Raw genomic sequence first — 14,094 nt, 5'->3', positions numbered from 1 at the left:
CAGGTGGACCCGGAGTGACGGCGGCTCAGCGCGACCCCGCCGCCGCGTCGGCTCGCGCACCGGCGCCGTCCCCGCCCTCCTCCCCGACCGGACCGCCGAGCACCGCCTCAGCGGCCGTGTACAGATCCGCCGGGCGGACCCCGCTCAGCGCGGTCACCAGGTGCCCGTCGGGCCGTACCAGCAGCACGGTGTGGGCCGCCGCGCCCGGGTAGCTCTCGGCGACCAGCAGTTCCGCCCGGTGCGGCAGCGCCGAGACCGCCGCGGCCAGCCGGGGCATGATCCCCGCGGACACCCAGTGCCTGCGCTCCCACACGCCCGTGCCGGGCGCGATCAGCACCACCAGCAGCGCACCCCGCCCGAGCCGGTCCCGCAGCCGGACGAACGTGCCGTCCTCGGCCGTGACCCGCACGTCTGTTACCGCCGCCCCGAGCGCCGTCCCGACCGGGGCCTCGCCGTCGAGCCGGCCGGGCGCCAGCGGAGAGCCGGCGTACGTCCCCGGCGCGCCCAGGGCGCCACGCCCCAGGTGGCCGTCCGTCAGCAGCGTGTCGTGCCCCCGCGCGGAGCCCGGGACGTAGGAACGCAGTCCTCCGCCGCCCCGCAGCAGCGGCAGCACCTGGTCGGCGGCGCGCAGCCGGGCGGCGACGATCGCGCGGCGCTCGGTCTGGTAGCTGTCGAGCAGCGCCTCGTGAGGGCCGTGGTGCCAGGCCAGTGCCAGCTTCCAGGCCAGGTTGTCCGCGTCGCGGAGCCCCTCGTCCAGGCCGTGCGTGCCCAGCGCGCCGAGCAGATGGGCCGCGTCCCCGGCGAGGAACACCCGGTCGGCCCGCCAGCGCCGGGCCAGCCGGTGGTGCACGGTGTGCACACCGGTGTCCAGCAGCTCGTACGACGGGGTGGGGCCGCCGCCCCAGCCGGCCAGGGTCTCCCGGACCCGGGCCAGCAGCAGTTCCGGCGTGACCAGGTCCTTGCCCGGCGGCAGCAGCCAGTCCAGCCGCCAGACGTCGTCCGGCAGCGGCCGCGCGGTGATCTCCCCGGCCGAGGGACCGGACGTGCGCCACGGCGGCATCCGGTGCAGCAGCGCCTCGTCGTACCAGGGAAGGTCGGTGCGCAGGGCGGCCACGGCGTGGCGTTCCACCGCGGTGCGGCCGGGGAAGCGGATGTCCTGGAGCTTGCGCACCGTCGAGCGCGGCCCGTCGCAGCCCACCAGGTAACTGCCACGCCACCAGGTGCCCGATGCGCCGCGCGTGCGGGCGGTGACGCCGGAGGGCTCCTGCTCTATGGTGTCCAGCCGGCTCTCCGCGGCGACCTTGACGAGCCGTTCGCCCGCGAGGGCTGTGCGCAGGGCGTCCGTCAGGACGTGCTGGGCGATGTGCAGCGGAGCGGGGTCGGCGTCGGCGAAGGCGACCTCGTACATCACCTGCTTGCGCCGTACCGACCGCCATCCGGCCCAACGGACACCGGCGTGCGCGAGCGGTACGCCGGTCAGCCGCTCCACGAGCGCGGCGGTGTCCTCCCGCAGCACGACGGTGCGTGCCGGGCGGGGCTCGTCCTTGCCCGGCCCCTCGTCGAGGACCACGGACGGTACGTCCTGACGTGCCAGGGCCAGTGCGAGCGTGAGCCCGACGGGACCCGCTCCGACGATGATCACCGGGTCCACGGCGCGGTGCCCCCTGCCCGGAGTGACGTCCGAAGGGACGTGGCGGAACGGGAAGATGGAGCAGGGTGCACGATCACAGAACGTATGCAACCTATTGCCGGTGCTTGCGTCAAGTGACCGAAGGCAGGTGGCGATCATGAAGGGGGCGGGCGCCCGTCACACGGTCGACCGCTCATCACACGAGTCCGGGGCGCACCGCTCCGCGGCACCGACCGGATCGGCCGGCACTCGACATGCGTGTGGCCCGCCGGGACCCGGCGGGCCACACACATGTCGTACGGCAGCGGTGCCTCAGATCGTGCCGCTCGCACCGGTTCCGTGGGTGCCGCCCACCTCGGCCGCGTTGAGGTCGTCGACCTTGTCCGCGCCGAGCACCGCACCGGTGCTGCGCTTGCTGCGGCGCAGCCGGCCCTCGAGCCAGGAGGCGAAGGAGGTGAGGAGGAAGTTGAGCAGGATGAAGACGACCGCCACCACGATGAAGCTGGGGATGACGTTGGCGTAGTTGGCCGCCAGCGTGGCGCGCGAGTTCAGCAGCTCGGTGAAGCCGAGCATCACGCCGCCCAGCGCGGTGTCCTTCACGATGACGACCAGCTGGCTGACGATCGCCGGGAGCATCACCGTGACCGCCTGCGGAAGCAGGATGCTGCTCATCGTCTGGCTCTTGCGCAGGCCGATCGCCTGGGCGGCCTCGGACTGCCCCTTGGGGAGCGAGAGGATGCCGGCCCGGACCACCTCGGCGAGCACCGAGGCGTTGTAGAGCACCAGGCCGGTGACGACCGCGTACAGGGGCCGGTCCTCACTGGTGACGTCGGTGGACCGGGCGAAGAACTCGTTGGCGAACAGCATCAGCAGCAGCACCGGGATGGCCCGGAAGAACTCGACCACCGCGCCGGCCGGAACCCGCACCCAGCGGTGGTCCGACATGCGTGCGATGCCGAGGACCGCGCCCAGCGGGAGGGCGATGACCATGGCGAGGCCGGCCGCCTTCAGCGTGTCGGCCAGGCCCGGCAGCAGGTACGTCGTCCAGGCCTCGGACGTGGTGAAGGGCTTCCACAGGGACCACTCCAGCTGGCCCTTGTCGTCCATCACCGTCCACACCCACCACAGCGCCAGGGCGAGGAGGACGAAGAACAGCACCGAGAAGAGCAGGTTGCGCCGCTTGGCCTTCGGGCCGGGTGCGTCGTAGAGAACAGAGGTCATCGCTTCACCGCCAGGCGCTTGCTCAGCCAGTTGAGGAACAGGCCGGTGGGCAGGGTCAGGACCACGAATCCGAAGGCGAAGACCGCGCCGATGAGCAGCGTCTGTGCCTCGTTCTCGATCATGCCCTTCATCAGGAAGGCGGCCTCCGCGACACCGATGGTGGCCGCCACGGTCGTGTTCTTGGTCAGCGCGATCAGCACGTTGGCCAGGGGGCCGATCACCGAGCGGAACGCCTGCGGCAGCACGACGAGCCTGAGTACCTGGCTGAAGCTCAGGCCGAGGGCCCGCGCCGCCTCGGCCTGTCCGACGGGCACCGTGTTGATGCCGGAGCGGATCGCCTCGCACACGAAGGCGGCGGTGTAGGCGACGAGGCCCAGCACGGCCAGGCGGAAGTACATGAGGTCGAAGTCGTCCCGCGCACCCATCGTCGCGCCGAAGATGTCGGCGAGGCCGAGCGACGTGAAGACGATGATGACGGTCAGGGGGATGTTCCGGACGATGTTCACGTAAGCGGTGCCGAAGCCGCGCATCAGGGGTACGGGGCTGACCCGCATGGCCGCCAGCAGGGTGCCCCAGATCAGGGATCCGATGCCCGAGAAGACGGTCAGCTGCACCGTGACCCAGAAAGCGCCCAGCAGGGACGGGTCGTCATATTTTGAAAGAAAGTCGAACACGATCTCCCGCGCTTCCGGGTGTGTGACGTGAGTGGCGGACGTGACGCGCCGCCGCCGGACAGGCCGGGGGCGGCGGCACATCGGCGGATCCCCGCGTCGGCCGCGGGGATCCTGCGTCGGCGGAGTCCCGCGTTACTTGACGAGCTGGCCGATCTTCGGGGCGGGCTCGTTCTTGTAGTTCGCCGGGCCGAAGTTCTCCTCGACGGCCTTCTCCCACGAACCGTCGCTGACCATCTTCTCGAGCGCGGCGTTGACCTTGTTCACGGTCTCCGTGTCGCCCTTCTTGACACCGATGCCGTAGTTCTCGTTGCTCAGCTTCAGGCCGGCGAGCTTGAACTTGCCCTTGTACTCGTCCTGCGCGGCGTAACCGGCGAGGATCGAGTCGTCGGTGGTCAGCGCGTCCACCTGGCCGCTCTGCAGGGCGGACAGGCACTCCGAGTAGCCACCGCGGTTGCTCAGCTGTGCCTTCGGCGCGAAGTCGTTCTTGACGTTCTGCGCGGAGGTGGAGCCGGTCACCGAGCAGAGCTTCTTGTCGTTCAGGTCCGTGGCCTCGGTGATGTCCGAGTCGGCCTTGACCAGCAGGTCCTGGTGGGCCAGCAGGTAGGGGCCGGCGAAGTCGACCTTCTGCTTGCGCTCGTCGGTGATCGAGTACGTCGCCGCGATCAGCTTCACGTCCCCGCGCGAGAGGGCGTTCTCGCGGTCGGCGCTCTTGGTCTCGACCCACTCGATCTGGTTCGGCTCGTAGCCGAGCTCCTTGGCGACGTAGGTCGCCACGTCCACGTCGAAGCCGGAGAAGGAGCCGTCCGGCGTCTTCAGGCCGAGACCGGGCTGGTCGTACTTGATGCCGATCTTGATCTTCTCGCCGCCGCCCGAGGAGGACGAACCGCCGTCACCGCTGTCGTCGCCGCCACAGGCGGTGGCGGTCAGGGCGAGGGCGAACACGGCGGCCGAGGCGGCGGTGACCTTGCGGAGCTTCATGGTGCACATCCTTTGACTGGTGAAATGACGCGGCCCGGTCCAGGTCCGGTGACGCGAGTCCTCAGGGCGCGGGGTGCGCCGTCAGTGGTGAAGGATCTTCGACAGGAAGTCCTTGGCCCGGTCGCTGCGCGGGTTGCTGAAGAACTGGTCCGGCGCGGCCTCTTCGACGATGCGGCCGTCGGCCATGAACACCACGCGGTTCGCCGCGGAGCGGGCGAAACCCATCTCGTGGGTGACGACGATCATCGTCATCCCGTCCCGGGCGAGCTGCTGCATGACCTCCAGCACCTCGTTGATCATCTCCGGGTCGAGGGCCGACGTCGGCTCGTCGAAGAGCATGACCTTGGGTTCCATCGCCAGGGCGCGCGCGATGGCGACACGCTGCTGCTGGCCGCCGGAGAGCTGCGCGGGGTACTTCTCGGCCTGCGCGGCCACGCCGACCCGGTCGAGCAGGGCACGGGCCCGCTCGTCGGCGGCCTTCTTGTCCTTCTTGCGGACCTTTACCTGGCCGAGCGTCACGTTCTCGAGCACGGTCTTGTGCGCGAAGAGGTTGAAACTCTGGAAGACCATGCCCACGTCAGCGCGCAGCCGGGCGAGCTCCTTGCCCTCGTGGGGCAGCGGCTTGCCGTCGATGGTGATCGAGCCGGAGTCGATCGTCTCCAGTCGGTTGATGGTGCGGCACAGGGTGGACTTGCCGGACCCGGAGGGTCCGATGACCACGACGACTTCGCCACGGGCGATCGTCAGGTCGATGTCCTGGAGTACGTGCAACGCGCCGAAGTGCTTGTTGACGCTCTTCAGGACGACCAGATCGCCGGTCGCGGCCACATCTTCCTTGGCCACCGATACTTCGGTCATCGCTCTCAGGCTCCGTCCTCCTCGGTTTCGGAGGACAGTAGTAACCCGTCAGACGTGCGTCATTACATCTGAGGGGAATCTGAGCATCACGATCCGATAGCAATCGGACACCTGTCGTAGCACTTGTGAGCAGGGGTGATTTCGGCGGGGTAACGGTACGGAAGCGCAACCGGAACCCTCTTGACGCCGCCCTCCTCCATCGGCGTGACTGCAAGGTGCGACACATGCCTTCCCGTGTATTCCACACCGAAGGACCGAACGGCCGATGAACCGAAGGGGGCCCTGGTGAGACTGCTTCTTGTCGAGGACGACAACCACGTAGCCGCCGCCCTGTCGGCGGTCCTCGCGCGGCACGGGTTCGACGTCACCCACGCGCGCAGCGGCGAGGAGGCCCTCCAGGCGCTCGTCCCCGAGGGCAACGGCTTCGGCGTGGTCCTGCTCGACCTGGGACTGCCCGACCAGGACGGCTACGAGGTGTGCGGCAAGATCCGCAAGCGCACGGGCACACCGGTGATCATGGTCACCGCACGGTCCGACGTCCGCTCCCGCATCCACGGCCTCAACCTCGGCGCCGACGACTACGTGGTCAAGCCGTACGACACCGGGGAGCTGCTCGCGCGGATCCACGCCGTCAGCCGGCGCAGCGCCCCCGAGGAGGCCACGGGCAGCACGGAGACCGAGCTGCGCCTGGGACCCGTCCGCATCGAGCTGCCGACCCGCCAGGTCAGCGTGAACGGCACGGTCGTCCAGCTCACCCGCAAGGAGTTCGACCTGCTCGCCCTGCTCGCCCAGCGGCCGGGGGTCGTCTTCCGGCGGGAACAGATCATCAGCGAGGTGTGGCGCACCAGCTGGGAGGGGACCGGGCGCACCCTGGAGGTGCACGTCGCGTCCCTGCGGTCCAAACTGCGCATGCCCGCCCTCATCGAGACCGTGCGCGGCGTCGGCTACCGGCTCGTCGCGCCCGTGGCGTAGCGGGGCCGGGTGCACACGCGTCTGCTTCCGCTGCTCATCGTTCTGATGGCGGCCGTGCTGCTCGCCCTCGGCATTCCGCTGGCCGTGAGTCTGGCCGGCGCGCAGCAGCAGAAGGTCGTCGTCGACCGGATCGACGACACGGCGCGTTTCGCGGCCCTCGCCCAGTTCGTCACCGAGCCCGCCGATCCGGCGAACGGGGACATCGACGAGCGCCGGGAGACCCTCAGCAGCGAGCTCCGCAGCTACCACCGGGTCTACGGCATCCGCGCGGGCGTCTTCTACCGCAACGACTCGCCGATGGCGCAGGCGCCGGCCGACTGGTTCCTGCCCCCCACGGGCGAAGTGCGCGACGCCTTCGAGGAGGCGCTGCTCAGCCGCCGCAGCCACGACCCCGAGCAGGTGTGGCCCTGGCAGCGGCGCAGCCTCGTGGTGGCCTCCCCGGTCATCCGGGACGGCGACGTCGTCGCGGTGGTGGTCACCGACTCACCCACCGGGCAGATGCGCTCGCGCATCCTGCACGGCTGGCTGGTCATCGCCGCGGGGGAGGCCGCCGCGATGCTGCTCGCCGTCGGCGCGGCCCTGCGGCTGGCCGGCTGGGTGCTCAGGCCCGTGCGCGTCCTGGACGCCACCACCCACGACATCGCCACCGGACGGCTGAAGTCCCGGGTCGCGGCGGCCGGAGGGCCACCGGAGCTCAGACGGCTCGCCCGGTCGTTCAACGAGATGGCGGACAACGTCGAGAGCGTCCTGGAGCAGCAGCGCGCCTTCGTCGCGGACGCCTCCCACCAACTGCGCAACCCCCTGGCCGCGCTGCTGCTGCGCATCGAGCTGCTCGCCCTGGAGCTGCCGGAGGGCAACGAGGAGATCGCCTCCGTGCAGGCCGAGGGCAAGCGCCTGGCGCAGGTCCTGGACGACCTGCTCGACCTGGCGCTCGCCGAGCACAGCGAGGCCGACCTCCAGATCGCCGACATCGGTGCCCTCACCGCCGAGCGGGTCGCGGCCTGGTCGCCCACCGCCGACGCCAAGGGCGTCCGGCTCACCGGCGCCTGCCCGCCCACCACCGCCTGGGTGGACCCGGTCGCGCTGTCCAGCGCGCTGGACGCGGTCATCGACAACGCGGTGAAGTTCACGCCCGGGGGAGAGAGCGTCGAGGTGACCGTGGCCTCCAACGGCGACACCGCCACCGTCGTCGTCACCGACAACGGGCCGGGACTGACCGACGAGGAGCTGACCCGCGTCGGCGACCGGTTCTGGCGCAGCGGCCGCCACCAGAACGTCAAGGGCTCGGGACTGGGCCTGTCCATCTCCCGGGCCCTGCTCGCGGCGGGCGGCGGCTCGATCGCGTACGAGTGCCACGAGCCGCACGGACTGCGGGTGACCGTGACGGTGCCCAGGAACGCTCCCGCGGGTGAACCGGAGACTCAGGGCTTGACTGACCTGTAGTACCGGCGGGCGCCGTCGTGCAGCAGCAGCGGGTCGGTGTAGATCGCGGTGCGCACGTCGACCAGCTGGGCGGAGTGGACGTGCGCGCCGATGCCGTCGCGGCTCTTGAGCACGATGCGGGTCAGCCACTCGGTGAGCCGGGGATCCACGTCCGTGCGCGTGATCAGCAGGTTGGACACCGCCATCGTCGGGACGGCGGAACCGAGCTGACTGCCCGGGTAGGCCGACTCCGGCATGTTGGTGGCACGGTAGTAGCGCGTCGCGCCGCCCTGCTCGTGCAGCGTCGACACCAGGTCGGCGTCGATCGGCACGAACCTCAGCGCGGCCTGCTCGGCGAACGTCTTCAGGCCGTCCGTGGGCAGACCGCCGGACCAGAAGAACGCGTCCAGACCGTGGCCCAGCCGCCCCGGTCCGGTGTCGATGCCGTCGGAGGAGGGCCGGATGTCCGTCTCCGGGTCGATCCCCGCCGCCCTGAGCACCCGGTTCGCTATGAGCCGCACCCCCGACTTGGGCGGCCCGATGGCGACCCGCTTGCCGCGCAGGTCCTCGACGCTGCGGATGTCCGAGCCGGACGGGACGGCCAGCTGTACGTAGTCGTCGTACAGGCGTGCCACCCCGCGCAGCCCGTCCGCCCCCGGCCGGTGGTCCAGCCGGTACGTCTCCACCGCGTCGGCCGCGGCGATCGCGAAGTCGGCCTGCCCGGTCGCCACGCGGCGCACGTTCTCCTGCGAGCCGTCACTCGTCTCCAGCCGGACCTCGAGGTCCGGCATGTGCTTGCCGAGCGACGAGCGCAGCAGCTCGCCGTACTTCTGGTAGACCCCCGAACGGGTGCCCGTGCTCAGCGTGACCGTCCCGCCGGGAGGCTCCTCGCTCCACGGCGCCAGCCACCACAGCAGCAGTCCGAGCGCCACGAGGGCGGCGGCCGCGCCCCGCAGGGCCCGCCGCCTGCCGGTCCGGGAGAGCGCGAGGGACATGCGCGTGATCCTGCCAGCCCGTGTGCCCGCTGACCAGGGCGGAGCTCACAACGGGACGGCGGCGGCCGCTACAGTCGCCGCATGAGTGCTTCGCCCGCCGACCTGGTCCGTGAGTTCCACCGCGCCTTCGGGCTGGACGCCCGCGACACACCAACCGAGGTCACCCCGGAACTCGCCGCCCACCGCGGGGAACTGCTCGCGGAGGAGGCCGGCGAGGTCGCCGAGGTGTCGGTGACCGGGCCGCTCGACCGGCTGGCGCACGAGCTGGCCGACGTGGTCTACGTCGCGTACGGGACGGCGCTGGTGCACGGGATCGACCTCGACGCGGTGATCGCCGAGATCCACCGTTCCAACATGACCAAACTGGGTCCTGACGGCCGGGTCAGCCGGCGTGCCGACGGCAAGGTCCTCAAGGGCGAGCACTACGAGGCGCCGGATGTCGCGCGGGTGCTGCGCGGGCAGGGCTGGGTGCCGGGCCGGGAGGCCTGACGGGGGAGCCGCCTGGCGGGAGGGTGCGTTGTTCCCGGGAAATCCCGCCCTGGTGGCGGGACGGTCGCAGTACGCTCCGCCCAAGACGCCGTTACCGCCGGTCCCCTCCGCCGTCGACGCAGAGTGTGTGGTGCCGACCCGGCAGCTCCGGTGCCGGGGGACCGTGGTGCTCTCCGTGTTCGCTCTGATCTGGGCCTTCGCCGGCGCCTCGGGAACGGGCTCGGCGACGGACGCCGTACCGGCGACGGTGCGGGTGGCGGCGGTGGTCCTCACGGCGGCAGCGATCCACCTCGGGCACCGCAAGGACGCCGCGCCCTCGCCCCGGACGTGAACATCCCGGCCAACTGGGCGCGGGGCGTGGGCATGGTCAACGCGACCGAGGCGGCGGCCGTCGCCGCCGTGATCGCAGAGGCCGCCGGCACCGGCCACCCCCGGGTGATACCCGCCGCCGTCGCGCTCGTCGTGGGGCTGCGCTTCTTCCCGCTCGCCCGCCTGTACGACCAGCGGCAGTACCGGTGGACGGGCGCGCTGCTGTCGGCCGTGGCGGCCGCCGGTCTCGCGCTCACCGCCACGGGCCTGCCGGGCGAGGCCCTGCGGCTCGTGGTGGGCCCGGGATGCGCGCTGGTGCTCTGGGCCACCGCGTACCACCTGGCCCTGCGCGGCTGACGGGCCGCCGGGACGGAAGGCCGGCCCCGAGAACCGCCTACCCTTGTCCGCATGAGCAGCATCGACCGGAGCCAGTCAGTGGGCGGCACGCGCACCTATGAAGTACGCACCTACGGGTGTCAGATGAACGTCCACGACTCGGAACGGTTGTCCGGGCTGCTGGAGGACGCGGGCTACGTCCGCGCCCCCGAGGGCTCCGACGGCGACGCCGACGTCGTCGTCTTCAACACCTGCGCCGTGCGCGAGAACGCCGACAACAAGCTGTACGGCAACCTCGGCCACCTCGCCCCCAAGAAGGCGAGCCGGCCCGGGATGCAGATCGCGGTCGGCGGCTGCCTGGCGCAGAAGGACCGCGACACCATCGTGAAGCGGGCCCCGTGGGTGGACGTCGTCTTCGGCACGCACAACATCGGCAAGCTGCCCGTCCTGCTGGAGCGCGCCCGCGTGCAGGAGGAGGCCCAGGTCGAGATCGCCGAGTCCCTCGAAGCGTTCCCCTCCACGCTCCCCACCCGGCGGGAGAGCGCCTACGCGGCCTGGGTGTCCATCTCCGTCGGCTGCAACAACACCTGCACCTTCTGCATCGTCCCCGCGCTGCGCGGCAAGGAGAAGGACCGCCGGCCCGGCGACATCCTCGCCGAGATCGAGGCCCTGGTCGCCGAGGGCGTCTGCGAGATCACCCTGCTCGGCCAGAACGTCAACGCGTACGGCTCCGACATCGGCGACCGTGAGGCGTTCAGCAAGCTGCTGCGGGCCTGCGGGGCGATCGACGGCCTGGAGCGCGTCCGCTTCACCTCCCCGCACCCGCGCGACTTCACCGACGACGTCATCGCCGCCATGGCCGAGACGCCCAACGTGATGCCGCAGCTCCACATGCCCCTGCAGTCCGGCTCCGACCCGGTCCTGAAGGCGATGCGCCGCTCCTACCGGCAGGAGCGCTTCCTCGGGATCATCGAGAAGGTCCGGGCCGCGATCCCGCACGCGGCGATCAGCACCGACATCATCGTGGGCTTCCCCGGCGAGACCGAGGAGGACTTCCAGCAGACCCTGCACGTGGTCCGCGAGGCCCGCTTCGCGCAGGCGTTCACCTTCCAGTACTCCAAGCGTCCGGGCACCCCGGCCGCCGAGATGGACGGGCAGATCCCCAAGAAGGTCGTCCAGGAGCGGTACGAGCGGCTCGTCGCCCTCCAGGAGGAGATCTCCTGGGAGGAGAACAAGAAGCAGGTCGGCCGTACGGTCGAGCTGATGGTCGCCGAGGGCGAGGGCCGCAAGGACGACGCCACCCACCGCCTCTCGGGCCGCGCCCCCGACAGCCGTCTGGTCCACTTCACCAAACCGGAGCAGGAGGTGCGCCCCGGCGACGTGGTCACCGTCGAGATCACCTACGCCGCGCCGCACCACCTCCTCGCCGAGGGCGCCGTGCTGGACGTGCGCCGCACCCGCGCGGGTGACGCCTGGGAGAAGCGGAGCACCGAGAAGGCGGCACCGTCCACGGGCGTGCTGCTCGGCCTGCCCAAGGTCGGCGTGCCCGAGCCGCTGCCGGCGGTCACCGGGGGCTGCGCCGTCGACTGAGTCGTCGCCCGCGGTACCGCCACGTCCGGCGCGAGGGCGGTGAGTAGGCTGCTGATCATGCTTGTCGCCGCCGCAGTCTGCCCCTGCCCGCCGCTGCTCGTGCCCGAGGTCGCCGCGGGCGCCGCCCCCGAGCTGGACGCCGCGCGTGCCGCGTGCACGGACGCGCTGGGGGTACTCGCGGCGGCCCGTCCCGACCTGCTGGTGGTGGTCGGCCCGTCCGCCGGCACCGGACCCGAGAGCTATCCGCAGGGCACCCCCGGGTCCTTCCGCGGCTTCGGCGTCGACAGGGACGTACGACTGGGCCAGGGCGGGGGCGAGGGCGGGGACACGGCCGGGCGGGAGCTGCCGTACGGGCTCGCCGTCGGCGCCTGGCTGCTGGAACGGACCGGATGGGCGGACGCTCCCGTCGAGGGACGGGGCGTGGGGGAACCTCTCACGGCCGAGCGGTGCGTCGAGGCGGGGGAGGGCATCGCCGGCCGGGCGGAGCGGGTCGGGATGCTGGTGTTGGGCGACGCCAGCGCCTGCCGCACGCTGAAGGCGCCGGGCTACCTCGACGAGCGCGCGGCCTCCTTCGACGCGGAACTCGCCCGCGCCCTGGGTGCCGCCGACACCGGAGCACTGCGCGCCCTGGACACCGGACTGGCCCGCGAGCTGAAGGTGTCCGGCCGGGCCCCCTGGCAGGTGCTCGCCGGCGCGGCGTCGGGGAACGGGAGGCTGGCGGGCTCGCTGCTCTACGACGACGCCCCGTACGGAGTGGGCTATCTCGTCGCCACCTGGTCCTAGGGGGTGGCTGGGAGGGTTGTGCCGGGACGGCGGCGGACGGCCGGGCGCACTCGGTGTGCGTCTCGGCCGTCCGTCCGTCGTTGCCGCCCGGCTCAGGAAGTGGGCGGCGGCCCGGCCGGCGGCGTGGTGCCCTCCCCGCCGGGTCCGGGGTCGTTCCTGTGCGTGAAGCGGTCCACGGCGCCCTTGGCCTTGCCCGTACTCGACTCGATCCGGTCGCTGTACTTGCCCTTGGTCCGCTTGTCGACGGTCTGCGCGGCCCTGTCCAGACCGTGCTGGATCTTGTCCTCGTGCTGCTGCGCGAGCCCGGAGACCTTGTCCTTGGCCGGGCCGAGTTTGGCCTTCAGATTGTCCAGCAGACCCATGACGTACCTTCCTCGCGGCAATCTACGTGCGGGCGCCCTCACCGGTCTCGCTGCCGGCCGCCTCGGCGGACTGCTGCTTCGGGATCTCGACCTCGGCGGCGGTGGCCCCGCCCTCCCCGGTCGCCGACGGCGCGGCGGTCTCCGGCGCCCCGGCGGGTCCCTCCGGCTCCGCGGCCCCCGCCGGGTCCGGGGACCCTGGCCCGGCCGCCGGTCCGTCGGCCCGGGCCTCGGCGGTCCGTGTCTCCTCGGTGGCCTTCGACCTCCGGAAAATCCGTGCAAAAACGCCCATATCCACTCCATACGTTACTCGTGCGGGCGACATCCCGCGTTGCCCGGTGTGTCCGTTCGTGTGACCCGGGGCACCGCCGCCGCGATCCGGTGGCAGGGACCTCGCAACGGGCAACGACCCGGCCGGCGTCGCGTCACGTAACCCGTTCGAGAGCCGGGTGCGAGGTTTGGGAGACTGGTTCGGTGAGCAGCGCACCCCTCGCCCCCCGCGTCATCGCCGTCGTCGGACCCACCGCGGCCGGAAAGTCCGATCTGGGTGTTTTCCTCGCCCGGCGGCTCGGCGGTGAGGTCGTCAACGCCGACTCGATGCAGCTCTACCGGGGGATGGACATCGGCACCGCCAAGCTGACGCCCGAGGAACGCGGCGGGGTCCCGCACCACCTGCTGGACGTCTGGGACGTCACCGTCACCGCCTCCGTCGCCGAGTACCAGCGCCTGGCCCGGGAGCGGATCGACGCGCTGCTCGCCGACGGTCGCTGGCCCGTCCTGGTCGGCGGCTCCGGCCTCTACATCCGCGGAGCCGTGGACAACCTGGAGTTCCCGGGCACCGACCCCGAGGTCAGGGCCCGCCTGGAGGAGGAGCTCACGCTGCGCGGCCCGGGCGCCCTGCACGCGCGCCTCGCCGTGGCGGACCCGGAGGCGGCGCGGGTGATCCTGCCGAGCAACGGCCGGCGCATCGTCCGCGCCCTCGAGGTCATCGAGATCACCGGACGGCCCTTCACCGCCAACCTCCCGGGCCACGACTCGGTCTACGACACGCTCCAGATCGGCGTCGACGTGGCCCGCCCCGAACTCGACGAGCGCATCGCCCGCCGCGTCGACCGCATGTGGGAGGCGGGCCTCGTGGAAGAAGTGCGCGCACTCCAGGCGCAGGGGTTGCGCGAGGGGCGTACGGCGTCGCGGGCGCTCGGCTACCAGCAGGTGCTCGCGGCACTCGCCGGGGAGTGCACCCTCGAGGAGGCGCGGTCCGAGACCGTGCGTGCCACCAAGCGCTTCGCGCGCCGTCAGGATTCGTGGTTCAGGCGGGATCCCCGGGTGCACTGGTTGAGTGGGGCCGCGGCGGACCTCGCGGAACTTCCCCAGCTCGCGTTGTCGTTGGTCGAACGACCGGTTACAGCCTGATCACGTCATGGCATCGGGACGCCCAGGCCGTCATCCGGGCCTGTGACGCCGTGCCATCATCGAGC

General features: G+C 71.7%; 16 protein-coding genes. 8 read left to right on the top strand and 8 right to left on the bottom strand.

Annotated features, from left to right (window positions below):
- Positions 1-25: 25 nt before the first annotated feature.
- From ACZ6A9_RS14695 to ACZ6A9_RS14675, 5 genes are all read right to left on the bottom strand, one after another.
- On the bottom strand, positions 26-1,651 hold the full coding sequence (locus ACZ6A9_RS14695) for an FAD-dependent monooxygenase (RefSeq protein ID WP_468984510.1): 1,626 nt from the start codon (positions 1,649-1,651) through the stop codon (positions 26-28).
- A gap of 291 nt (positions 1,652-1,942) precedes the next feature.
- A complete protein-coding gene (locus tag ACZ6A9_RS14690; RefSeq protein WP_468984507.1) occupies positions 1,943-2,851 on the bottom strand; it encodes an amino acid ABC transporter permease in 909 nt (302 codons plus the stop codon).
- On the bottom strand, positions 2,848-3,525 hold the full coding sequence (locus tag ACZ6A9_RS14685; protein ID WP_468984504.1) for an amino acid ABC transporter permease: 678 nt from the start codon (positions 3,523-3,525) through the stop codon (positions 2,848-2,850). The genes ACZ6A9_RS14690 and ACZ6A9_RS14685 overlap by 4 nt, the downstream gene beginning before the upstream one ends.
- 132 nt (positions 3,526-3,657) lie before the next feature.
- A complete protein-coding gene (locus ACZ6A9_RS14680) occupies positions 3,658-4,503 on the bottom strand; it encodes a glutamate ABC transporter substrate-binding protein (protein ID WP_468984502.1) in 846 nt (281 codons plus the stop codon).
- An 81-nt stretch (positions 4,504-4,584) separates the two neighbouring features.
- Positions 4,585-5,361, bottom strand: a complete 777-nt coding sequence (locus ACZ6A9_RS14675) for an amino acid ABC transporter ATP-binding protein (protein ID WP_228969515.1) — start codon at positions 5,359-5,361, stop codon at positions 4,585-4,587.
- A 285-nt stretch (positions 5,362-5,646) separates the two neighbouring features.
- Between ACZ6A9_RS14675 and ACZ6A9_RS14670 the strand changes: the two genes are divergently transcribed.
- A complete protein-coding gene (locus ACZ6A9_RS14670) occupies positions 5,647-6,333 on the top strand; it encodes a response regulator transcription factor (RefSeq protein ID WP_468984500.1) in 687 nt (228 codons plus the stop codon).
- A 9-nt stretch (positions 6,334-6,342) separates the two neighbouring features.
- A complete protein-coding gene (locus ACZ6A9_RS14665; protein ID WP_468984496.1) occupies positions 6,343-7,776 on the top strand; it encodes a sensor histidine kinase in 1,434 nt (477 codons plus the stop codon).
- On the opposite strand, the gene ACZ6A9_RS14660 is transcribed toward ACZ6A9_RS14665, so the two are convergent.
- Positions 7,755-8,750: a TAXI family TRAP transporter solute-binding subunit gene (locus tag ACZ6A9_RS14660; protein WP_468984493.1), complete on the bottom strand. Its 996-nt coding sequence runs from the start codon at positions 8,748-8,750 to the stop codon at positions 7,755-7,757. The genes ACZ6A9_RS14665 and ACZ6A9_RS14660 overlap by 22 nt on opposite strands.
- Before the next feature lie 81 nt (positions 8,751-8,831).
- On the opposite strand from ACZ6A9_RS14660, the gene ACZ6A9_RS14655 reads away from it, so the two are divergent.
- The 5 genes from ACZ6A9_RS14655 (at position 8,832) to ACZ6A9_RS14635 (ending at position 12,257) form a co-directional block, all read left to right on the top strand.
- A complete protein-coding gene (locus tag ACZ6A9_RS14655) occupies positions 8,832-9,239 on the top strand; it encodes a pyrophosphohydrolase domain-containing protein (protein WP_468984491.1) in 408 nt (135 codons plus the stop codon).
- A gap of 175 nt (positions 9,240-9,414) precedes the next feature.
- Positions 9,415-9,570 carry a hypothetical protein gene (locus tag ACZ6A9_RS14650; RefSeq protein ID WP_468984489.1) on the top strand — a complete coding sequence of 52 codons (156 nt, stop codon included), beginning with the start codon at positions 9,415-9,417 and terminating at the stop codon, positions 9,568-9,570.
- A complete protein-coding gene (locus ACZ6A9_RS14645) occupies positions 9,567-9,905 on the top strand; it encodes a hypothetical protein (protein ID WP_468984486.1) in 339 nt (112 codons plus the stop codon). The genes ACZ6A9_RS14650 and ACZ6A9_RS14645 overlap by 4 nt, the downstream gene beginning before the upstream one ends.
- A gap of 51 nt (positions 9,906-9,956) precedes the next feature.
- The gene (gene miaB / locus ACZ6A9_RS14640) at positions 9,957-11,474 is read left to right on the top strand and encodes a tRNA (N6-isopentenyl adenosine(37)-C2)-methylthiotransferase MiaB (protein ID WP_468984484.1); all 1,518 of its coding nucleotides are present in this window, start codon (positions 9,957-9,959) and stop codon (positions 11,472-11,474) included.
- A 57-nt stretch (positions 11,475-11,531) separates the two neighbouring features.
- A complete protein-coding gene (locus tag ACZ6A9_RS14635) occupies positions 11,532-12,257 on the top strand; it encodes a class III extradiol dioxygenase subunit B-like domain-containing protein (protein ID WP_468984482.1) in 726 nt (241 codons plus the stop codon).
- Positions 12,258-12,349: 92 nt separating this feature from the next.
- Here the strand turns inward: ACZ6A9_RS14635 and ACZ6A9_RS14630 are convergent, their stop codons facing one another.
- Positions 12,350-12,619 carry an antitoxin gene (locus ACZ6A9_RS14630; protein WP_468984479.1) on the bottom strand — a complete coding sequence of 90 codons (270 nt, stop codon included), beginning with the start codon at positions 12,617-12,619 and terminating at the stop codon, positions 12,350-12,352.
- Between the two features lie 22 nt (positions 12,620-12,641).
- Complete coding sequence (locus ACZ6A9_RS14625) at positions 12,642-12,908, bottom strand: hypothetical protein (protein WP_468984477.1); 267 nt, start codon at positions 12,906-12,908, stop codon at positions 12,642-12,644.
- A gap of 182 nt (positions 12,909-13,090) precedes the next feature.
- Here ACZ6A9_RS14625 and miaA point away from each other — a divergent pair, with 182 nt between their 5' ends.
- Positions 13,091-14,029, top strand: coding sequence for a tRNA (adenosine(37)-N6)-dimethylallyltransferase MiaA (miaA, locus tag ACZ6A9_RS14620; protein WP_468984475.1), 939 nt, complete (start codon positions 13,091-13,093; stop codon positions 14,027-14,029).
- Positions 14,030-14,094: the final 65 nt, after the last annotated feature.

It is taken from the genome of Streptomyces sp. NPDC041124 (assembly GCF_055592385.1).
The sequence above is the reverse complement of the archived record's forward strand: the minus strand, read 5'-3'. Positions and strand labels throughout refer to the sequence as shown.

Coding starts and splice junctions, on each gene's coding strand:
- ACZ6A9_RS14680 (WP_468984502.1), bottom strand. CDS start 4,503: ATGAAGCTCCGCAAGGTCACCGCCGCCTCGGCCGCCGTGTTCGCCCTC.
- ACZ6A9_RS14625 (WP_468984477.1), bottom strand. CDS start 12,908: ATGGGCGTTTTTGCACGGATTTTCCGGAGGTCGAAGGCCACCGAGGAG.
- ACZ6A9_RS14655 (WP_468984491.1), top strand. CDS start 8,832: ATGAGTGCTTCGCCCGCCGACCTGGTCCGTGAGTTCCACCGCGCCTTC.
- ACZ6A9_RS14635 (WP_468984482.1), top strand. CDS start 11,532: ATGCTTGTCGCCGCCGCAGTCTGCCCCTGCCCGCCGCTGCTCGTGCCC.
- ACZ6A9_RS14690 (WP_468984507.1), bottom strand. CDS start 2,851: ATGACCTCTGTTCTCTACGACGCACCCGGCCCGAAGGCCAAGCGGCGC.
- ACZ6A9_RS14660 (WP_468984493.1), bottom strand. CDS start 8,750: ATGTCCCTCGCGCTCTCCCGGACCGGCAGGCGGCGGGCCCTGCGGGGC.
- ACZ6A9_RS14675 (WP_228969515.1), bottom strand. CDS start 5,361: ATGACCGAAGTATCGGTGGCCAAGGAAGATGTGGCCGCGACCGGCGAT.
- miaB (WP_468984484.1), top strand. CDS start 9,957: ATGAGCAGCATCGACCGGAGCCAGTCAGTGGGCGGCACGCGCACCTAT.
- ACZ6A9_RS14630 (WP_468984479.1), bottom strand. CDS start 12,619: ATGGGTCTGCTGGACAATCTGAAGGCCAAACTCGGCCCGGCCAAGGAC.